The sequence below is a fragment of the Rhodococcus aetherivorans genome (assembly GCF_025722975.1).
Lineage (GTDB): Bacteria > Actinomycetota > Actinomycetes > Mycobacteriales > Mycobacteriaceae > Rhodococcus > Rhodococcus aetherivorans.
The window spans coordinates 487,394-507,909 of the sequence record NZ_CP106982.1 but is presented as its reverse complement, the minus strand read 5'-3'; the positions used below and the strand labels follow the sequence as shown (position 1 = coordinate 507,909).

Sequence of the window (20,516 nt, the reverse complement as noted above, 5' to 3'; positions counted from 1 at the left end):
TCGAAGAACTACGACCGTCTGCCCGGCCGGTGGCATCGCGAAGCGCGGTGCCATCGGCGCCTCACGAGATCATGGAGTTCCCCGGTGCCTGTTCCGTTCACCTCTGCCGCCCGACGTCGCGCCGTCGCGGGCGCCACCGCCGCAATCCTCGCCGGTGGGCTCGCCGCGTGCGGCACCGACACGGCGGGCACCTCCTCCGGTGGCGGCACCCCGCAGCCCGGCGGCACCCTGCGCTACGGCCTGTCCCAGGCCCCCACGTGTGCCGATCCCGCACAGGCCGGCAGCAACCAGACCATCTACGTCGCCCGTCAGATCGTCGACTCGCTCACCGATCAGGACCCCGGGACCGGTGAACTGAAGCCGTGGCTCGCCGAAAGCTGGGAGGTGAACGGGGACGCCTCGGCGTTCACGTTCCGGCTGAAGGACGGCGTGACATTCAGTGACGGCACCCCGTTCACCGCGGAGTCGGTGAAGAAGAACTTCGACGCGATCGTCCAGACCCTCACCGGCGCCAAGGCAGCGCTGGCGGCGAGCTACCTGTCGGGGTACACCGGCACCACGGTGCTCGATCCGCTCACTGCCCAGGTGTCCTTCGCCGGACCGAACGCGCAGTTCCTGCAGGCGTCGTCGACGCTGCAACTCGGCTTCCTGTCCGACAGGGACGTCGCGAAGTCCGCGGAGGAGCGCTGCGCCGGCGACCTGTCCGGCACCGGTCCCTTCGTCTACGAGGACTACCAGCAGGACAAGTCCGCCACGCTGGTCAAGCGCACCGGATATTCATGGGGATCCGACGTTTTCGCGCACGACGGCGAGGCCTACCTCGATCGCATCGAGTTCACGATCGTCCCGGAGTCCGGTGTACGCACCGGCAGCCTCGCATCCGGCCAGCTCGACGCGATCAGCGATGCGCTGCCGCAGGACGCTTCCCAGATCGAAGGCAGCGGCGGACGGATCCTCACCACGCCGAACCCGGGTGTCCCGTTCGGTTTCCAGCCGAACGTCACCCGTGGCGTCCTGACCGATCCGGCGGTGCGCGCTGCGATCGTGCCGGCCCTCGACCGCCAGGAACTCGTCGACACCGTCCTCGGCCCCGATTTCCGGCCCGCGACCAGCACCCTCGCCTCCCGCACCCCCGGCTACGCCGCACTCGACGACGTCACCTACGACCCGGCGAAGTCGAAGTCGATCCTCGACGCCGCCGGCTGGGTTCCCGGCCCGGACGGCATCCGCGTCAAGGACGGCAACCGCCTGTCCTTCTCGGTGCTGTTCAGTTCGGTGTTCGCCGGCAACCAGGCGATCCTCGAGCTCGTGCAGCAGCAGCTGCGCGAGGTCGGTATCGACCTGCAGCTCGACCTGGTCTCCACCCCGGAAGCCACTGCCCGGCAGGGCGCGAAGGACTTCGACGCCACCTACTACAACAGCACACGCGCCGACGGCGACATCCTGCGCACCACGTTCGGACTCGACGGGCGCAACCTCAACAACCGCGGCCCGATCCCGGCGCTGGACGAGGTCCTGTCCGCGCAGCTGCGCACCACCGACCCGGCCGAACGCGGCGAGCTGATCGAGCAGGCACAGCAGCTCGTCCTCGACAACGGCCTGTGGCTGCCGACCGTGGAGCTGTCCCAGGCCATCGGTGCGGCGGGGGCGGTGCAGGACCTGAAGTTCGAGGCCTCCGCCCGGTTGCAGTTCTTCGACACCTGGCTGAGCGAGTAGACCATGGCCCGGTATCTCGGTTCCCGGCTCGTGCAGGCGCTGTTGGTGCTGTGTGCGGCGTTCACCGTCTCGTTCGGCGTGCTGTACCTGCTGCCGTCCGACCCGGTGAGCATCGCGGTCGACGGCGCCGGCAGCGGCACACCGGTGGATGCGGCCGCTGTCGCGCAACTGCAGGAGCGGTACGGGCTCGACCGGCCGCTGTGGGAGCAGTACCTCACTGCGTTGAGCAACGCCGTCCGGGGTGACTTCGGCATCTCGATCGTCACGGGACAACCCGTGACCGACGCGATCGCCGCCGCCGTACCCAGCACCCTGGCCCTGGCCGCGGTCGCCCTGGCGCTCGCCGTGCTCCTCGGCACCTCGATCGCGTTCGTCGCCACGTATACGCGCGCCCGGTGGCTGCGCAGCACGCTGTTCTCGCTGCCGCCGCTCGGTGTCGCGGTTCCGACCTTCTGGGTGGGACTTCTTCTGCTCCAGCTCTTCTCGTTCCAGATGAAGCTGCTTCCGGCATTCGGCGACCAGGGCATCGAGCATCTGGTGCTGCCCGCGATCACCCTCGCGCTTCCCACCGGTGCGGTGATCGCGCAGGTCCTCGCCGCGAGCCTGCAGACCACATGGCGGCAACCGTTCGTCGAAGCAGCTCGCGCCAAGGGCGCGTCCCGATGGCGCCTCCAGACCCGGCACACACTGCGGCTGTCCAGCATCCCCGCATTCACCATCGCCGGGGTGACAGTCGGCAACCTGTTGGCGGGGTCCGTGGTCGTCGAGACGGTGTTCTCCCGCGCCGGTGTCGGTCGTCTGACCCAGACTTCGGTTCTGGCGCAGGATATTCCCGTCGTCCAGGGCATCGTGGTCTTCAGTGCGGTGATCTTCGTGCTCGTCAACCTCGCGGTGGACCTGGTCTATCCACTCATCGATCCGCGCATCGCCGACGGCCGTCGCGGCGGCGGTTCGCCCTCGCATCCGACGCCCGCCGAGGTGACCACCGAACTCACCGGCTTCGCGGTGGAGGAGGAGAGGAAGGCTCATGTCTGACGTCCTGATCCGGGAACCGGTCGCCGCATCCGCGCAGGCCGCGGCCGGGCCACACGGACCGTCCCGGCTCCGGGGAGCGACGAGCGCCCTGCGCCGCTACGGGGTTCTCGTGGTCTCGACGACCGTGCTGCTCCTCGCCGTCGGCTTCGCCCTGTTCCCCTCGGTCTTCGCGTCCGGTGATCCGCTGCAGGGCGTCCCGGCCGACAAGTTGCAGGGGCCGTCCGCGGCGCACTGGTTCGGCACCGACAACATCGGGCGCGACGTGTACACCCGGGTCGTGCACGGTGCGGGCCTGTCCCTGACCGCGACGCTCGTCGCCGTCGGAATCGCTCTCGTCGTCGGCTCGCTCGTCGGGTTGCTCTCCGGTGCGGTCGGCGGAGCGGTCGACGGGCTACTCATGCGGGTCGTCGATGTTCTGCTGTCCATCCCCGCTCTGCTGCTGTCCCTGGCGCTCGTCACCGCGCTCGGATTCGGCACCATGAACGTGGCGATCGCGGTCGGCGTCGGGCTCGTCGCGAACTTCGCCCGCGTCATGCGGTCGGAGGTCCTGCGCGTGCGCCGCGCCCTGTACGTCGAGGCGGCGTTCGCATGCGGTGCCCGCTGGCACACCGTCCTGCGCCGGCACGTGCTGCGCAACTCGTACGCCCCCGTCGTCGCGCTCGCGGCGGTCGAGTTCGGCATGGCCGTGCTCGCTGTGTCGTCGCTGAGCTTCCTCGGCTTCGGCGCGGTGCCGCCCACCCCGGAGTGGGGATCGTTGATCTCCGAGGGCAGGAACTACCTGGCCACCGCCTGGTGGATGACGACGCTGCCCGGCCTGGTCATCGTGGCGGTCGTCCTGTCGGCGCATCGCCTCGGTCACGCCATCGAAGAACGGAGCACTCGATGACCGCGCCCCTGCTGGACGTACGCGACCTGCGGGTCGAGTACGGCAGCCGTCGCGACCCGGTCACCGCGGTGGACGGGGTCGGCTTCACGCTTTCCCGGGGTGAGGTCGTCGCGGTGGTCGGCGAGTCCGGTTCCGGCAAGTCGACGACCGCACACGCGATCCTGGGCCTGCTGTCGGGCAGCGGCCGGATCACCGGCGGCACCGTCACGTTCGACGGGCAGCGACTGGACACCCTGCCCGAACGCGCCTTCGAGAAGGTGCGCGGTGCCCGCATCGGACTCGTGCCCCAGGACCCCACCACGTCCCTGAACCCGGTCGTCCGCATCGGTGACCAGGTCGCCGAGGTCCTGCGTATCCACGGTCGCGCCGACCGGCGCACCGCGAAGATCGACGCGCGGCGCATCCTCGCGGAAGCCGGGCTCGACGATCCCGAACTCCGTGCCAGGCAGTACCCGCAGGACCTGTCCGGCGGGCAGCGGCAGCGCGTGCTCATAGGCATCGCGCTCGCATGCCGGCCGGACCTCGTCATCGCCGACGAGCCGACCAGCGCGCTCGACGTCACCGTGCAGCGGCGCATCCTCGACCACCTCGACAGCCGCATCGCCGAGACCGGTACCGCGGTCCTGCTCATCACCCACGACCTCGGCGTCGCTGCCGACCGCGCCGACCGCATCGTCGTGATGAGCCAGGGCCGGATCGTCGAGACCGGGCCGGCCCGGCAGATCCTCGAGAACCCCCGGCACGAGTACACCCGGGCGCTCGTCGCCGCCGCACCGAGCCTCGCCGGCGCCGCGGCCCGGCCCGGCCGCGGACCCGCGGAACCCCTGCTCACCGTGTCCGGGGTCTCGAGGACCTTCCGCATCGACCGGCGCACGTCGCTCGAGGCGGTTCGCGACGTCTCCTTCTCGGTTCCGCGCGGTCGCACTCTGTCCCTGGTCGGCGAGTCCGGTTCCGGCAAGTCCACGGTGTCCCGCATCGCGATCCGACTGGAATCCGCCACGTCCGGGCAGGTCCGGTTCGACGGGCGGGACATCACCGCGCTGCGCGGCCGGGACCTGCGCGAGCTCCGCCGCCGGGTGCAGATCGTCCACCAGAACCCCTATGCGGCCCTGAATCCCAAACTCCGCATCCGCGACGTCGTCGCCGAACCGCTCGAAGCCTTCGGCATCGGCACGAAAAGCGAGCGCGCCGAACGTGTTGCGGAGCTGCTCGGGCAGGTGGCGCTGAGCACGGCACACCTCGAGCGCAGACCCGCGGAACTGTCCGGCGGACAACGACAGCGCGTGGCGATCGCCCGCGCGCTCGCGCTGCACCCGGAACTCCTCGTGCTCGACGAGCCCGTCTCCGCGCTCGACGTGTCGGTCCAGGCGCAGATCCTCGACCTGCTCGCCCGCCTGCAGGACGAGCTGGGGCTGAGCTATCTGTTCATCTCCCACGATCTTGCCGTGGTCCGGCAGATCAGCGACACCGTCGCGGTGATGCGGTCCGGCGAAATCGTCGAATCCGGGACCACCGCACAGATTTTCGACAGACCACAGCACGAGTACACGAAACTGCTGCTCGATGCCATTCCAGGGAAGGTTCGGCATGCCCGATAGTTCACAGTTGTTGCTCGCCCTCGAATTCCGCGGAACCGGAACGCATCCGCATTCGTGGCGTCGCACGGATTCACGCGCGGAGGACGTGTTCACCGCCCGCTACTGGGCGGATCTCGTGGGCCGCGCGGATCGTGCCGGCGTCGACCTGGCCTTCCTCCCCGACTCGTTCGGCATCGACTCCGGTGCGGACACCGTGCGCGGCCGGCTCGAAGCGGTCGGCGTCGCCGCCCGGCTGTCCGCCGTCACCTCGCGGATCGGGCTGATCCCCACCGCGACGGTGACCCACACGGAACCGTTCCACGTGGCCAAGGCCGTGCAAACCCTCGACCACACCACGGCCGGCCGTGCGGGGTGGCAGGTCGCCGTCTCCGAGGGTGAGGACCGGGCCGCCCTGTTCGGCCGCAAGGGCACCCAGGACACCGGCTCACTGTGGACCGAGGCCGCCGAGGCCGCCGAGGTCGCGGCCCGCCTGTGGGACAGCTGGGAGGACGACGCCGAGATCCGCGACGTCGCCACCGGCCGGTTCGTCGACCGGGACAAGCTGCACTACATCGACTTCGTCGGCGAGCACTTCTCCGTCAAAGGTCCGTCGATCACGCCCCGGTCACCCCAGGGCCGGCCCCTCGTCGCGGTTGCGGCAGCGGACGAGCAGTCGTTCGACTTCGCCGCGGAGCGCGCCGATCTCGTGCGTATCGAGGCCGCCGACCTCGGGTCCGCCGCGAACCTGGCCGAACGCCTGCGCGCGCAGGCCGGTGATCGGCGACCGGCGGTGCTGCTCGACATCGACGTGCTGCTCGCCGCGGACGACGCCACCGCCGCCGCGGACCTGGCCCAGCTCGAGAACTGGGCCGGCGCTGCCTACACCCCGGAGTCGCTGTTCTACCGAGGCGGCCCGGCCGGGCTGCTCGCACTCCTCGGGGACGTGGACGGCCTGGACGGCGTTGTGCTACGTCCGCTGGCCCTCGCCGGCACGGTCGCGGCGCTCACCGAACGGGTCCTGCCGGTGTTGCGGCCGCAGGTCCCGACGTCCACCGGAACCCTGCGGGACCGTCTCGGCCTGCCGCGCCCCGCCAACCGCTACGCCACCGCCTGAGGAGGCCGATCACCATGCCGCAGAACACCGTTCGAAAGCAGATCCACCTGGCCGCGCACTTCCCGGGCGTCAACAACACGACCGTGTGGGCGGATCCCGAATCGAAGAGCCAGATCGACTTCGAGTCCTTCCTGCACCTGGCCCGGACCGCAGAACGCGGACTGTTCGACTTCTTCTTCCTGGCCGAGGGACTGCGGCTGCGCGAGCACCGCGGCCGCATCCACGATCTCGACGTCGTCGGCCGGCCCGACACCCTCACGGTTCTCGAGGCCCTCGCCGGTGCGACGACCCACCTCGGGCTCGCGGGCACGATCAACACCACCTTCAACGAGCCGTACGAACTGGCCAAGCAGTTCGCCACCCTCGACCATCTGTCCGACGGCCGCGCCGCGTGGAACCTCGTCACCTCCTCCGACGCCTTCACCGGCGAGAACTTCCGGCGTGGCGGCTATCTCGACCACTCGCAGCGCTACGTCCGCGCCCACGAGATCGTCGACGTCACCCGGCGGCTGTGGGACGGCTGGCGCCCCGGAGCACCGGTCGTCGACCGCGAAAACGGCATCTTCGCGGCGGATTCCGACATCGCTCCGTTCGACATCCACACCACGCAGTTCGACATCTCCGGGCGGTTCGAGGTGCCACGCAGCCCGCAGGGACACCCGGTGCTCCTGCAGGCCGGCGACTCGGACGAGGGCCGCGAATTCGGCGCCGCCAAGGCCGACGCCATCTTCACCGGCCACGGCGCCCTCGAGGAGGGCCACGCCTTCTACGCCGACGTCAAGGGCCGCCTCGCGAAGTACGGGCGCAGCCACGCCGACCTGAAGATCCTGCCGGCCGCGACGTTCGTCCTCGGCGACTCCGCGGAGGACGCGGCCGAGCGGGCCCGCCACATCCGGCTGCAGCAGGTGAGCCCGCAGACCGCGATCGCGTTCCTCGAGCAGGTGTGGGGCCGCGACCTGTCCGGGTACGACCCCGAGGGGCCGCTGCCGGACGTCGAACCGGAGGACAACCTGAACATCACGCGCGGCCGCGTCCGCCACGCCAAGGATCCGCGCGCCGTCGCGCTGGCCTGGCGGGAGAAGGCCGAGGCCGAGAAGCTCAGCATCCGCGAACTGATCATCGAGGTCACCGCGCGGCAGCAGTTCGTCGGCACCCCCGATCACGTCGCCGCCGAGATCGACCGCTATGTGCAGACCGACGCGAGCGACGGCTTCATCCTGGTTCCGCACCTCACCCCCGGCGGCCTCGACGAATTCGTCGACAAGGTCGTGCCGCTGCTGCAGGAACGCGGCAGTTTCCGCACCGAATACGAGGGCACCACCCTGCGCAGTCACCTCGACCTGCGCCACCCGCACGAGATCGACGAAGGAGTTCAGGCATCGTGACCACCACACTCGACCGAGAGACGTTCACCGAGGACTGGCGGAGCTGGCACGCAGCCCGCGAGGAGGCGCTGCGCCGCCCGGACGGCTGGCTCAGCCTGACCGGGCTGTACTGGCTGGACACCGAGCCCACGATCCTCGACGAGGTGCCCGGATTGTGGCGGGTGGACGGCGAGCGCGTGCTCCTCGAATCCGACGGCGGAACCGAGGTGCACGAGCCGATCGAGGGCGCACCCGGTGTCCGGGTCGCGGCCGGCGACGGCTACGCCGAGATCATCCGCCGCACCGGCCGGTTCGCCGTCCGCATCCACGACCCGAAGTCGCCGGCTCTGACGGCCTTCACCGGAATCCCCGCGTACGAGCCTGCGCCGGAGTGGGTGCTGCAGGGCCGCTTCGAGGCCTTCGATCAGGTGCGGACCGTCACCACCGGCGCCGTGGTCGACGGCCTCGAGCACCACCACAGCGCGGCCGGGCTGATCCGCTTCACCCACGACGGCGCCGAGCACCGCCTCGTCGCCTTCGGCGACGGCTCGGGTCCGCTGCGCGTGCTGTTCACCGACGGAACCAGCGGCGTGACGACCTACCCGGCCGCGCGGATCCTCGAAGTCGCCGCGCCGACCGCCGACGGCTCGGTCACGCTCGACTTCACCCGTGCCGCCAACCTGCCGTGCGCGTTCACCGACGCGGCGACGTGCCCCATCGCCCCGGCGGAGAACCGGCTGCCGTTCGCCGTCGAGGCCGGCGAACGCACTCCGCGCGACGAGGAGGCCCGGTGACGACCGCATCGAATCCGGTGCCGCTCTCGGTCCTCGACCTCTCCCCCGTCAGCGAGGGATCCACCACGGCGCAGGCGTTGCACAACACCGTCGACCTGGCCCGGAGGACGGAAGGGTGGGGGTACCGCCGGTATTGGGTGGCCGAGCACCACTTCGTCGCCGTCGCGTCGTCGTCGCCGGCCGTGCTGATCGGCGCAATCGCCGCCGCCACCAGCACCATCCGCGTCGGCGCCGCCGCGGTTCAGCTCGGTCACAACACCGCGGCCGGTGTGGTCGAGGCGTTCGGCACGCTGGACGCGCTGTATCCGGGCAGGATCGACCTGGGACTCGGCCGGTCGGGACAACGCCGGGCGGAGGCGCTCGCGGCCGCCCGGTCCGGGGCCGCCGAAGAGGAATCGCACCGCGCCACCGAGGTGCGCGACGGCCTGGTCATTCCGCCGCCGTACCAGCCCGGGCCGTTGCTGTCCTCCCCGCGCCTGGCCGCCGGGTTCGCCGCGTTGCAGCAACCGGGGGCGCAGGCCCCGGACTTCGACGGGCAGGTGGACGACATCCTCGCTCTGCTGGACGGGACCTATCGCACCGAGGACGGGATCGAGCTGCACGCCAGCCCCGGCGAGGGCGCGGACGTCGAGCTGTGGGTCTTCGGGACCAGTGCGGGGCCGTCGGCGTCGCTGGCCGGACGGCTGGGTCTGCCGTTCGGTGCGAACTACCACGTCAGTCCCGGCACCACCGTCGAGGCGGTCGAGGCGTACCGCGCGGCGTTCCGCCCGTCCCGCTTCCTCGACCGACCGTACGTGGTGGTGTCCGCCGACGCGGTCGTCGCCGACGACGACGCCACCGCGCGTGACCTGGCGGCCACGTACGGGCACTGGACGCACAGCATCCGGTCCGGCCACGGGGCCGTCCCGTACCCGGACCCGGCCACGTCGGCACCGCTGAGCGACGAGGAGCGCAGCCTCGTCGACGACCGGCTGATCACCCAGTTCGTCGGCGCTCCCGCCACCGTGGCGGAGCGGCTCGAGTCGCTACAGCGCGTTACCGGGGCGGACGAGCTCGTGGTCACGTCGGTGACGCACCGGCACGAGGACCGGCTGCGTTCGTACGAATTGCTGGCGCGCGAGTGGGGGCTCGCCGCGCTCCGCGCCGCATGACCCCGGTGGTGAACCCGCCCGGACGGCGGGTTCACCACCGAATCGAGCATTCCCGACCGATTGTGTAGGATATCGCCCATGGCACCCGAGACCGCAGCGACCGTCGTCGCCCGCTGGTGCCGTCGTCACGTCGATCTGGGCCGGACCTCCTCGGGCATCTGTACGGGCTGACCGCTCACAGCCCCTTCCGCCACGTCGCGCCGGAGTACCACCGGAGCGGCGCATTCTCCAGGAGAAAACCCTTGTCGCACAACGCTACCCGGACCATCGATCGTCCCCTGCGTATCGCCGTCGAGCTTGCCGGGCCCGAGGGACCGCACTACTGGGCCGATCTGACCGCCGGACGCGCCGACGAACCGGCGCTCGACCTGAGCGCCTCGCCGTCGAACGTGGTCCGGATCCGCGCCGCCGACCTGAGGGAGAGCGCGAAGCTCCGCGAACGGGCACGCTCCGAAGCCCGCGCCGACGGTCGCGATCCCGACAGCATCAGCGTCCTGGTCGATCTCGAGGTGCTCGTCGCCGAGGAGGCCCGCGGCGCCCGCAAGCAGTATGCGCTGCTCGACGGCCGTCGTCGCGCAGACACCCTGTCCTACATCGGCACCCCGCACGGCCTCGCCGGACTGATCGCCGACATCCACACCACCCGCGTGGCCGACGGCGTGACGCTCCTCCCGCTCGGTGCCGAGTTCACGATCGAGCACATCGTCGACGGCACCCTGCCGTGGCTCGAATCACGGGGGCTGGCAACGCCGTCGCCCGCTGTGGTGGAGGTCCTGCGCCGCTTCGGCACCGGGGACCGCGGGCTCATCCTGGCCTCCTGACCGTCGTTCGAGACGCGGGGCGAGAGCTTCTTCTCTCGCCCCGCCTTTCGTCGTCCGGTCCGCGCGTCCCGCTCGGCAGCGGCGCCAGGCGCCGTCCGGCGAGGACCAGAATTGGAATCGGACCGATTTCAACCGTGGCCCGCGCTCCGCCCCGCCCTTAACCTCGCAACAATGTCCCTCGCATTCCATTGGTTTCTTCCCACCTACGGCGACAGCCGCCTGATCGTCGGCGGCGGCCACGGAACGCCCGCCGGGGCGGCCCGCGGTGATCGGCGCGCCACCGTCGGGTACCTGGCGTCGATCGCCCGCGCCGCCGAGGAGTTCGGATTCGCCGGCGCACTCACCCCTACCGGCGCATGGTGCGAGGACGCCTTCCTCACCACGGCAATGGTGGCGCGCGAATCCGAGCGACTCGCCTTCCTCGTGGCGTTCCGCCCGGGACTGATCAGCCCCACCCTCGCCGCGCAGATGGCGGCGACGTTCTCACTGCACGCCCCGGGGCGGATCCTGCTCAACGTGGTGGTGGGCGGCGAGGCCCACGAGCAGCGCGCGTACGGCGACCACCTCGGCAAGGACGAGCGGTACGCCCGAGCGGACGAGTTCCTCTCGATCGTCCGACGGCTGTGGGCCGGCGAGACCGTCACCCACTCCGGCACGCACCTGAACATCTCGGAAGCCGCGCTGGCCACGCTCCCGAGTCCTGTCCCCCCGCTGTACTTCGGTGGATCGTCCGCCGCCGCGGGCCCGGTGGCCGCCGAGCACGCCGACGTCTACCTCACCTGGGGTGAGCCGCCGGCGGCCGTCGCCGAAAAGATCGCATGGATCCGCGAACTCGCCTCCCGGCGCGGACGCACCATCCGGTTCGGCATCCGCCTGCACGTCATCACCCGGGACACCGCCGCCGATGCGTGGGCGCAGGCCGACCGGCTGATCGCGGCACTCGGCCCCGACACGGTGACCGCGGCACAGGCGGGTCTCGCACGCAGCGAGTCCGAAGGACAGCGCCGCATGCTCGCCCTGCACGAGAACAACCGGCGCAGCGGAGACTGGCGCGACGCCCGCAACCTGGAGGTGGCGCCGAACCTGTGGACCGGGGTGGGTCTCGTGCGCGGCGGGGCCGGGACGGCGCTGGTCGGCAGCCATACCGAAGTCGCCGACCGGATCGCCGAATACGCCGCGCTGGGCATCGACGAGTTCGTGCTCTCGGGATACCCGCACCTCGAGGAGCTGTACTGGTTCGGCGAGGGGGTGCTACCGGTCCTGCGGGAACGCGGCCTGTTCACCGGCGGTGCCGACGGCGCCGTGTCCGGAAGCGTTCCCTTCCTTCCCGCCGGGGTCCGCTGAGATGGGCACTGCCGAGGTCACATCCGGGATCGTCGACGGCGACCACGCGCTCGAGACGGCCATGGTGCTGGGCCGGCGATTCGCCGAGAACGCCACGCTCCGCGACGCGAACCGCGAACTGCCGCACACCCAGATCCGCGAGTTCGCCGGATCGGGCCTCGGCGCGGTGACGGTGCCCCGCGCGTACGGCGGGATCGACGTGCCCACCGAGACGCTCGTGGAGATCTTCCGGCTCCTCGCCGAGGCGGATCCGAGTATCGCGCAGATCCCCCAGTCCCACTTCACCTTCCTCGAACTGCTCCGGTCGCAGGGAACCCCGGATCAGCAGGAGTTCTTCTACGGTGAGGTGCGGTCCGGAGCCCTGTTCGCGAACGCGCAGAGCGAACGCGGCCCCCATCCCGTCGACGTGGACACCACGGTGCTCGTCCCGTCCGGTGCGGGTTTCACGCTCTCGGGCCGCAAGTTCTACAGCACGGGCGCCCTGTTCGCGGACTGGATCGCCGTGCGCGCCAGTGTGGTCGGCGACGGCGGCACCCCGGGCCGCGGCACTCCGAAGGCCGTGGCGTTCGTGCCCCGCGACGCCGCCGGGCTCACCGTCGTCGACGACTGGGACGGCATGGGGCAGCGCACCACCGCCAGTGGCACCGTCACCCTCGACGGCGTGACGGTGCCCGCCTCGTCGATCGTCCAGTACTCGGGGCTGTTCGACGGGCCCACCACCTACGGGGCACAGGCACAGATCCTGCACGCCGCGATCGACGTGGGGATCGCGACCGGCGCCCTGCGCGAGGCGGTCGTGCAGGCCGGTCGCGCCCGTCCCCACTTCGAGGCGGGAGTCGACCGCGCGGTGGACGATCCGCTACTGGCTCAGCTCGCCGGCGAGGTGACCGTCACGGTGCGGGCGGCCCAGGCCCTGCTGACCGTCGCGGCCCGCGCGGTGGACTCCGCGCGCGCCGACCTCGACGCCGACACCGCCGCGGCGGCATCGATCGACGTCGCCACCGCGAAGGTCGCGGCGACCCGCGCCGCGCTCGACGCCGCGAACGCGGTGTTCGAACTGGGCGGCACCCGAAGCGCATCCGGCGCGGCCAACCTGTCCCGCTACTGGCGCGACGCACGCACCCACACCCTGCACGACGCGACGCGCTGGAAACTGCAGCACATCGGCCGTTGGACGCTGGACGGGACATCTCCACCGCGGCACGGGGTGATCTGAGACGACCGCACGCCCGTTCCCCGGCGCCAGTATTGAACTCTGGCCGATCGCAACCGGTGCCATCGCGGGCCCGATTGTCCATCGTTGTGTCGACATCGACGCCACACCGAGGAGCATGACAGGTGAGCAGTTCAACGATCCAGACGCCGGCCGTGACCGACGACGAACTCCGGGAGCGCTTCCGGCCGATCTTCGACCGGATCGCCGAGGGAGCCGTCCAGCGCGAGCACGAGCGCCGGCTGCCGTTCCACGAGGTGCAGTGGCTGCGGGAGGCCCGTTTCGGCGCCCTGCGGGTGCCGGTCGAGTTCGGCGGCTTCGGTGCCACGATCCGTCAGCTGTTCGACCTGCTGATCGACCTCGCTGCCGCCGAGTCGAACCTGCCACAGGCGCTGCGCGTGCACTGGAGCTTCGTCGAGGACCAGCGGCTCGCGGGTGACGAACGAGCCCGGCACTGGCTCGCGGCCGCCGCGGACGGCACGCTCGTCGGCAACGCCATCACCGAACCGGGCGTGGGTGCCGCCGACCGCTACCGCACGACCCTCACCCGCAAGGGCGGCGACTGGGCCCTCGACGGAATCAAGTACTACAGCACCGGAAGCCTGTACGCCGACCACATCCTCGTCGCCGCGGACCGCGACGGCGAGCGGGTCTCGGTACTGGTGGACGCGCGGCAGGAGGGCGTCGAGCAGACCGACGACTGGGACGGTTTCGGCCAGCGGCTCACCGCGAGCGGTACCACCACCTTCACGGGAGTCGTGGTGCCGGAGGACCGCATCCTCGGGCCCGGCTACGGCGCCCCGGGCCGCACCTACGCGACCGCCTACCTGCAGCTGGTGCAGCTCGCGGTGCTCGCCGGCATCGCCCGGCGCGCCGAGGCCGACGCCGTCGACTGGGTTCGGGCGCGCACCCGCACGTTCACCCACGCCGTGGCCGACCTGCCACGGCACGACCCGCTGGTCCAGCAGGTGATCGGGAAGCTGTCGGCCGCGGCCTTCGGTGCCCGCGCCGCCGTGCTCGCCGTCGCCGACGACCTCGACGTCCTTCTCGACGCGGGCGCCGACGACCCCGAACTGCTCGACCGCGCCGAGGCTTCCGCCGCCCGCGCCCAGTCGGTGGTGATCGGGCTCGTCCTCGACGCGACGGCGCAGCTGTTCGAGGTCGGCGGCGCGTCCATCACCTCGTCGGAGGCGGCGCTGGACCGGCACTGGCGCAACGCACGGACCGTCGCGGCGCACAACCCGCTGATCTACAAGCAGCAGGCCGTCGGCGCCCATGTGCTCAACGGGGATCCGCTCCCCTACGCGTGGAGCGCGGGCCGTCGCCCCGGAGTCATCGCGTGACCCGGCACATCCGCTTCAACGCGTTCGACATGAACTGCGTGGCCCACCAGTCCCCCGGACTGTGGCGCCACCCCGCGGACCGGTCGCACCGCTACACCGACCTCGGGTACTGGACCGAACTTGCCCGGCTCCTCGAACGCGGCCTGTTCGACGGCCTGTTCATCGCCGACGTGCTCGGCACGTACGACGTCTACGGCGGCACCGACGAGGCGGCGCTGCGGCAGGGGGCGCAGGTCCCGGTGGCCGATCCGCTCCTGCTCGTCTCCGCGATGGCCGCGGCGACCGAGCATCTCGGCTTCGGCATCACCACCGGAACAGGATTCGAGCATCCCTACCCGTTCGCGCGGCGGCTCTCGACCCTCGACCACCTCACCCGCGGCCGCATCGGATGGAACGTCGTCACCGGATACCTGCCGTCCGCGGCCCGCAACTTCGGCGAGGCCGACCAGCTCGATCACGACACCCGCTACGACCACGCCGACGAGTACCTCGAGGTGCTCTACAAGCTGTGGGAGGGCTCCTGGGAGGACGACGCCGTCGTCCGGGACGCCGAGCGCGGCCTCTACATCGACCCGGAGAAGGTGCACCACATCGGGCATCGCGGTGCGCATTTCACGGTGCCCGGCATTCACCTGTCCGAACCGTCACCGCAGCGGTCTCCGGTGATCTATCAGGCCGGGGCGTCGCCGCGCGGCGTGCGCTTCGCGGCGGAGAACGCGGAGGCGATCTTCGTCGGGCCGCCGTCCAAGCGGGTCCTGCGCGACACCGTGGCCCGCATCCGGGCCGCGCTCGTCGACGCCGGCCGCGATCCGTACTCCGCGCGGATCTACGCCCTCGCCACGATCGTCACGGACGCCACCGACGAGGCGGCCGCGGCCAAACACGAGGAGTACAAGCGGTACGCCAGCCTCGAGGGCGCGCTGGTGTTCACCTCCGGCTGGATGGGTATCGACCTGTCCCGCTACGACCTCGACGAGCCGATCGGCAACGTCGAGAGCAACGCCATCCGCTCCGCGGTCGCGGCGTTCCAGGAGGCCGACGACGACGGCCGCGAATGGCGCGTCCGCGACATCGCCGAGTGGGCGAGCATCGGCGGACTGGGCCCCCGCTTCGTCGGCTCCGGCGAGTCCGTCGCCACCCGGTTGCAGGAGTGGGTGGCCGAAACCGACGTCGACGGGTTCAACCTTGCCTATGCCGTCACGCCCGGCTCGTTCGAGGACGTGATCACCCACGTCGTCCCCGTCCTCCAGGAGCGCGGTGCCTACCCGACGACCTACACCGAGGGAACGCTGCGCCACAAGCTCTTCGGCAAGGGCGACCGCCTCCCCGACGAGCATCGGGGCGCCCGCTACCGGCTCGGCGCGCCCCTCTCGACCGTGACCGACCGCCACCGCGCCTACGTCGGCTGATCCATCACCGCCCACCACGAGGAGTTTCCATGACCACCACTCGACGTTCCGTCGCCGTCGTCGGCGCCGGACTGGCCGGGACCACGGCCGCGCTCGGCTTCCTCGATGCCGGATTCGACGTCACCGTCCTCAGCGATCGGGATCGGGAGTCGCTGCGCAACGACGTACCGGCGACCGGAACGGCCGTCTACTTCGGCAAGTCCCGCGAGTCCGACGCCCGGATCATCGAGGATCTGTACGCCGACGGACCCCATTCGACCGGCATGAGCACGCGCCTGTATTCGGGCGACGGCGACACCCGCGCCGAGGTCCTCGAGTTCGACCCGGATTTCCGGTACGTCGCGCAGGGCGTCGACGTCCGGCTGCGGGCGGACGACCGGCTGGGCCGTTTCCTCGACCGGGGTGGCCGGTTCGAGGTGCGCGCGGTGACGCCGGAGAGTCTCGATGCGATCGCCGCCGAGCACGACCTGACGCTCGTCGCGACCGGCAAGGGCGGCCTGTCGTCGCTGTTTCCCGTCGACGCCGAGCGCACCGTCTACCGCGAGCCCCAGCGCACCCTGCTGCTGGTGACGCTCCGGGGACTGGGGCACGGCCCGGACACGTGGGGTTACCGCTCCGAGGCGGGGGGCGCCCACAACCTGTTCAACCTGCACACCGAGTACGGCGAGGCCTGGCTCGGCCCGTACCTGCACAAGGACGCGGGTCCGACGTGGAGCTTCCTCGGCTTCGCCAAGCCGGGCAGCCCGTGGGTCGAGCGGTTCGAGGCGGTCACCGACGTCCACAGCGCCCGTCGCACCGTCGTCGAGCTGTACCGCGACTACTTCCCGCAGGACGCCCCCGAGGTGGAGAAGCTCGAGGTCATCGAGGCCGATCCGCACTCGTGGCTGCGCGGGGCCGTCACCCCGACGGTGCGGCGGGCGGTGGGCCGCACGGCCGGGGGCCACGTCGTCGCCGCGATCGGCGACACCGCCATCGCGTTCGACCCCATCGCCGGCCAGGGCGCACAGAACACCGTGGTGCAGGTGGCGGCGCTGATCGAGGCGGCACGCGGCCACGAGGGCGAGTTCACCGCCGACTGGCTCACGGAGCAGTTCGAAAAGCACTGGGACGCCCGCGGTCACGCCGCCGCGGAGGTGACCCGGCTGTTCCTCGGCGATCCGAAGTACGCCGTGCACGCGGAGTTGCTCTTCCCCGCGGCGACCGTGAGTGAGCCGGTGGCCGCCGCGCTGTTCGGGTTCCTGTCCGAACCCGGCACGCTGCTCGGAATCGACACCCGCGACGACGTGCTGGCGTTCATCACCGCGCATGCCGGCGAGCCGGCCGAGGACGTGCTGGCGCGGTTCCAGCCGAGCGGCGGCTTCACCGCGTCGCCGCGCGCCGGCGCAGCGGTCCAGCCCGCCTGACGACGACCCGGTCCCGACCGTCGCGACCGCTCGCGACGGTTGGGATCGGGTTGATTCCAACGATTGGGTGCGGCGGGTGCGGACGCTTGAATTGGTGCCCATGTCGACCGAACACATCACCCCCGAGATCAAGTTCGCCTACTGGGTGCCCAACGTCAGCGGCGGCCTGGTCACCTCGAAAATCGAACAACGCACCAGCTGGGACTACGACTACAACGTCCGGCTCGCCCGCACCGCCGAGAACAACGGCTTCGAGTACGCCCTGAGCCAGGTGCGGTACGAGGCCAGCTACGGCGCGGAGTTCCAGCACGAGTCCACCAGCTTCTCCCTCGCTCTCCTGCTGGCCACCGAGCGCCTGAAGGTGATCGCCGCCGTCCATCCCGGACTGTGGCAGCCGGCGGTGCTCGCCAAGCTGGGTGCCACCGCCGACCAGCTCTCCGGCGGCCGGTTCGCCGTCAACGTCGTCAGCGGCTGGTTCAAGGACGAGTTCACCCACCTCGGCGAGCCGTGGCTCGAGCACGACGAACGCTACCGCCGCAGTGCCGAGTTCCTGCAGGTGCTGCGCAAGATCTGGACCGAGGACGATGTCGACTTCCGCGGCGACTTCTACCGCATCCACGACTTCACCCTCAAGCCCAAGCCCGCCAACACGCCCGAGCGGCCCAATCCCGAACTGTTCCAGGGCGGTAACTCCACCGCCGCGATCGCCAATGGTGGCCGCTACGCGGACTGGTACTTCAGCAACGGCAAGGACTACGACGGCATCAGCGACCAGATCGCCGACCTGCGCGCCGTCGCCCGCGAGCACCAGCGCGAGGTCAGGGTCGGCCTCAACGGGTTCATCATCGCCCGCGACACCGAGAAGGAAGCGCGCGACACGCTCCGCGAGATCATCGAGAAGGCGAACCGCCCGGCGGTCGAGGGCTTCCGCGGCGCCGTGCAGCAGGCCGGTGCGTCCACCGGGGACAAGAAGGGCATGTGGGCCGACTCGACATTCGAGGACCTGGTCCAGTACAACGACGGCTTCCGCACCCAGCTCATCGGCACGCCCGAGCAGATCGCCCACCGCATCGTCGAATACCGCCGGCGCGGGGTCGATCTCATCCTGGCCGGCTTCCTCCACTTCCAGGAGGAGATCGAGTACTTCGGCGAGAAGGTGCTGCCGCTCGTGCGTGAACTCGAGGCCGCCGATCAGGACGACCGCGAGCCCGTGGTCGTCTGACGCGGCCCGATCACCGCCACGCGGATCGCAGGACCGGCGCCCAGCGCTGGGCGTAGTCCGCGATCCGCGTGTCGGTGGTGTAGGTGGAGTCGAGCAGGTACAGACCCGGCGCCGGGGTGGTGGCACCGAGTTCGACGAGGACCGGCTCGAGCAGCAGGTCCGGGGCCAGGGCGTGGGCCGGGCCGGCACCGAGCATGAGCGGCACGGCGGTGACATCGCGCAGGCCGTCGCCGGTGGCGAACTGGTCGAGGAAGAGCTTGAGGATGCCGGTGTAGGTGGCCTTGAACGTGGGGCTGGCGAAGACCACGAGGTCCGAGGCGGCGACGGTGTCCACCGCCGCCTTGACGGCGTCGTCGCCCCAGCCGAGCAGGCCGGGTCCGAGGGTGATCACGTCGACGACGTGGTTCGGTGCGGCGCCGGTGAGCTCGGTGGCCAGGAGGGTGGCGGCGTCGAGGGTGCGGGAGCCGGGCTTGGGGTTGCCGGCGACGACGGTGGTCTTCACGCAGGGGCCTTTCCACACACATTCGGGATATCCCGGCGCGGTGCGCTGCCGGGAGGTTCTGGTCGGACCGCGCTCACCATGTGCACAGCTCTATCACCGCGTAGGTGGTGGCGACGTCCGGCCACCGGACCTCGGCGAACAGCCGCCGCAGTAGACCTTGCCTCTCGCACTCCGATTCGCGTGCGGCCGCCGAAGGGCGACCTGTGGGGAGGTCGTCGTGCCCGGGCGTCATGCGCACCGCCTCGTCAGCAGTTCCGTGATGTGCACGGCCGGGTGCGGGTCGAAGCGGTATCCGCTGCCGCGGACCGTGGAGATGATGCTGCCGAACTGCTGCAATTTGGTCCTGATCCGGGAGACGTGGACATCGACGTTCCGGCCACGACTGTCCACCTCCCGCACCCCGTTCCCGAGGTCACGCAGGACGGCCCGGGACACCACGGTCCTCGGGTTGCGGACGAGATAGGCGAGGATCTCGAACTCGCTGTGGCTGAGCAGCACTCGCCGGCCGTCGAGCAGGACGTCGCGGGCGGGAAGGTCGATGATCAACGGGATGGGGGTCGGGCTGAGCACCGTATGGGTGCTCACGCCCGGAACCAGATCCTGGGCGGCCTCGCGAAGGGCATCGGCGAGCGCCGCCAGGTCACGCGAGGAGTGTGTTCCGATGTCGGGCAGTCGCAGGACGAGAACGAGTTCGGCACCGGCGTCGGTGACTACGTCATTGCGAGTGTCGAGGATTTCCATGTGAGGCTCCGGTCGAGGAGGGGATCCGACGAGCTGACGGGCGATGCGGTGCGGCGACAGCTCGGACACTCGTTCCGGAGACTCGGCAGGCGACTCATGATTCACTCCTCCAATGCGACGGGGCGGTGGTAGGCACCCTCGTGGTACAGCAACGGAATACGCTTTCCCTCCGCCGGATTCGGGTCCTCGTGCGCACGAACCACGACACCGACGACCAGAGTGCTGTCACCGAGCGGAATCAACCGGTCGACGACAACCCGGAGCCAGACCGGCGTGCCGTGCAGGACGGGTTCACCGGATTCGATTCGGGTCCAGAGCGACTCGTCGGAGAACCGCTCCGCCGCGCTGCGCGCGAAGCGCTGCGCGAGATGCTGCTGATGCTCGCCCAACAGGTGGATCACCAACGACTCGGCCGAGCGGACGGCGCCGATGCTCGACGACGTGTCGGTGATGTTGAACGAGACCAGCGGCGGATCGAGGGAGAGCGAAGCGAAGGACGTCGCAGTGAACCCGACCGGGCCGGAGCCGGATTCGAGAGTGACGATCGTGACCCCGGCGGGGTGCCGCCGAAGGGCCGAGCGGTATTGGTCGCCACGGACGCCCGGAGCGTGCTCCGATGCGGCGGTGGCGGAGCATTCGAGGGCATTCGACATCGACAGGGACATAGCCGTTCCTTGAAGGAGGTACATACCGAGACGGAGGGAGGAATCGGGAAGACTCGTACTCAGGTCAGGAGGCACAGAGACACGAGCGGGTGCGGCACAGGTCCACGTGCCTGCGGCTCCACGCTGTTTCGGTCATAGTGCTCGATCCTCACCTGTCTGCAGTCGATCGTGGCCGTCCCCGACGGTCTTCGTCGGGGCACAGCCGAGGCGGTGCCG

Annotated in this window: 19 protein-coding genes; 15 read left to right on the top strand and 4 right to left on the bottom strand. The window is 70.6% G+C overall.

The annotated features are described in order from the left end of the window. The first annotated feature begins 84 nt into the window (after positions 1 to 84). The 15 genes from OCS65_RS02350 (at position 85) to sfnG (ending at position 18,392) form a co-directional block, all read left to right on the top strand. On the top strand, positions 85 to 1,716 hold the full coding sequence (locus OCS65_RS02350; protein ID WP_231772285.1) for an ABC transporter substrate-binding protein: 1,632 nt from the start codon (positions 85 to 87) through the stop codon (positions 1,714 to 1,716). 3 nt (positions 1,717 to 1,719) lie between these two features. Continuing rightward, on the top strand, positions 1,720 to 2,751 hold the full coding sequence (locus OCS65_RS02345; RefSeq protein WP_231772284.1) for an ABC transporter permease: 1,032 nt from the start codon (positions 1,720 to 1,722) through the stop codon (positions 2,749 to 2,751). Then, the gene (locus tag OCS65_RS02340; RefSeq protein ID WP_072636660.1) at positions 2,744 to 3,637 is read left to right on the top strand and encodes an ABC transporter permease; all 894 of its coding nucleotides are present in this window, start codon (positions 2,744 to 2,746) and stop codon (positions 3,635 to 3,637) included. The genes OCS65_RS02345 and OCS65_RS02340 overlap by 8 nt, the downstream gene beginning before the upstream one ends. Beyond that, a complete protein-coding gene (locus OCS65_RS02335) occupies positions 3,634 to 5,235 on the top strand; it encodes a dipeptide ABC transporter ATP-binding protein (RefSeq protein WP_102800096.1) in 1,602 nt (533 codons plus the stop codon). Before OCS65_RS02340 ends, OCS65_RS02335 begins: the two co-directional genes overlap by 4 nt. Further along, positions 5,225 to 6,328, top strand: coding sequence for an LLM class flavin-dependent oxidoreductase (locus OCS65_RS02330; RefSeq protein WP_102800097.1), 1,104 nt, complete (start codon positions 5,225 to 5,227; stop codon positions 6,326 to 6,328). Before OCS65_RS02335 ends, OCS65_RS02330 begins: the two co-directional genes overlap by 11 nt. A 14-nt stretch (positions 6,329 to 6,342) precedes the next feature. Continuing rightward, the gene (locus tag OCS65_RS02325) at positions 6,343 to 7,713 is read left to right on the top strand and encodes an NtaA/DmoA family FMN-dependent monooxygenase (protein WP_102800098.1); all 1,371 of its coding nucleotides are present in this window, start codon (positions 6,343 to 6,345) and stop codon (positions 7,711 to 7,713) included. Then, positions 7,710 to 8,486, top strand: a complete 777-nt coding sequence (locus OCS65_RS02320) for a DUF1684 domain-containing protein (protein WP_050036143.1) — start codon at positions 7,710 to 7,712, stop codon at positions 8,484 to 8,486. Before OCS65_RS02325 ends, OCS65_RS02320 begins: the two co-directional genes overlap by 4 nt. Beyond that, positions 8,483 to 9,637, top strand: a complete 1,155-nt coding sequence (locus tag OCS65_RS02315) for an LLM class flavin-dependent oxidoreductase (protein WP_065923300.1) — start codon at positions 8,483 to 8,485, stop codon at positions 9,635 to 9,637. Before OCS65_RS02320 ends, OCS65_RS02315 begins: the two co-directional genes overlap by 4 nt. 242 nt (positions 9,638 to 9,879) lie before the next feature. Beyond that, entirely contained in the window at positions 9,880 to 10,458 is a 579-nt protein-coding gene (locus tag OCS65_RS02310) for a hypothetical protein (RefSeq protein WP_006943653.1), read from the top strand. A gap of 171 nt (positions 10,459 to 10,629) precedes the next feature. Then, on the top strand, positions 10,630 to 11,802 hold the full coding sequence (locus tag OCS65_RS02305) for an LLM class flavin-dependent oxidoreductase (RefSeq protein ID WP_043796858.1): 1,173 nt from the start codon (positions 10,630 to 10,632) through the stop codon (positions 11,800 to 11,802). Position 11,803: 1 nt separating this feature from the next. Then, the gene (locus tag OCS65_RS02300; protein ID WP_231772283.1) at positions 11,804 to 13,018 is read left to right on the top strand and encodes an SfnB family sulfur acquisition oxidoreductase; all 1,215 of its coding nucleotides are present in this window, start codon (positions 11,804 to 11,806) and stop codon (positions 13,016 to 13,018) included. 122 nt (positions 13,019 to 13,140) lie between these two features. Further along, a complete protein-coding gene (locus OCS65_RS02295) occupies positions 13,141 to 14,358 on the top strand; it encodes an acyl-CoA dehydrogenase family protein (protein WP_006943658.1) in 1,218 nt (405 codons plus the stop codon). Continuing rightward, entirely contained in the window at positions 14,355 to 15,767 is a 1,413-nt protein-coding gene (locus tag OCS65_RS02290; RefSeq protein ID WP_006943659.1) for an LLM class flavin-dependent oxidoreductase, read from the top strand. Before OCS65_RS02295 ends, OCS65_RS02290 begins: the two co-directional genes overlap by 4 nt. Before the next feature lie 29 nt (positions 15,768 to 15,796). Then, positions 15,797 to 17,170 carry a styrene monooxygenase/indole monooxygenase family protein gene (locus OCS65_RS02285; RefSeq protein ID WP_006943660.1) on the top strand — a complete coding sequence of 458 codons (1,374 nt, stop codon included), beginning with the start codon at positions 15,797 to 15,799 and terminating at the stop codon, positions 17,168 to 17,170. Positions 17,171 to 17,270: 100 nt separating this feature from the next. Then, positions 17,271 to 18,392 carry a dimethylsulfone monooxygenase SfnG gene (sfnG, locus tag OCS65_RS02280; protein ID WP_065923584.1) on the top strand — a complete coding sequence of 374 codons (1,122 nt, stop codon included), beginning with the start codon at positions 17,271 to 17,273 and terminating at the stop codon, positions 18,390 to 18,392. 10 nt (positions 18,393 to 18,402) lie between these two features. Here sfnG and OCS65_RS02275 read toward each other — a convergent pair whose 3' ends face one another. The 4 genes from OCS65_RS02275 to OCS65_RS29905 form a co-directional block, all read right to left on the bottom strand. Beyond that, positions 18,403 to 18,894, bottom strand: coding sequence for an NADPH-dependent FMN reductase (locus OCS65_RS02275; RefSeq protein WP_231772282.1), 492 nt, complete (start codon positions 18,892 to 18,894; stop codon positions 18,403 to 18,405). A gap of 228 nt (positions 18,895 to 19,122) precedes the next feature. After that, positions 19,123 to 19,635: a winged helix-turn-helix domain-containing protein gene (locus OCS65_RS02270; protein WP_043796865.1), complete on the bottom strand. Its 513-nt coding sequence runs from the start codon at positions 19,633 to 19,635 to the stop codon at positions 19,123 to 19,125. Between the two features lie 101 nt (positions 19,636 to 19,736). After that, complete coding sequence (locus OCS65_RS02265; protein WP_043796867.1) at positions 19,737 to 20,300, bottom strand: flavin reductase family protein; 564 nt, start codon at positions 20,298 to 20,300, stop codon at positions 19,737 to 19,739. 64 nt (positions 20,301 to 20,364) lie between these two features. After that, complete coding sequence (locus tag OCS65_RS29905; RefSeq protein ID WP_353852504.1) at positions 20,365 to 20,436, bottom strand: putative leader peptide; 72 nt, start codon at positions 20,434 to 20,436, stop codon at positions 20,365 to 20,367. Positions 20,437 to 20,516 lie beyond the last annotated feature (80 nt).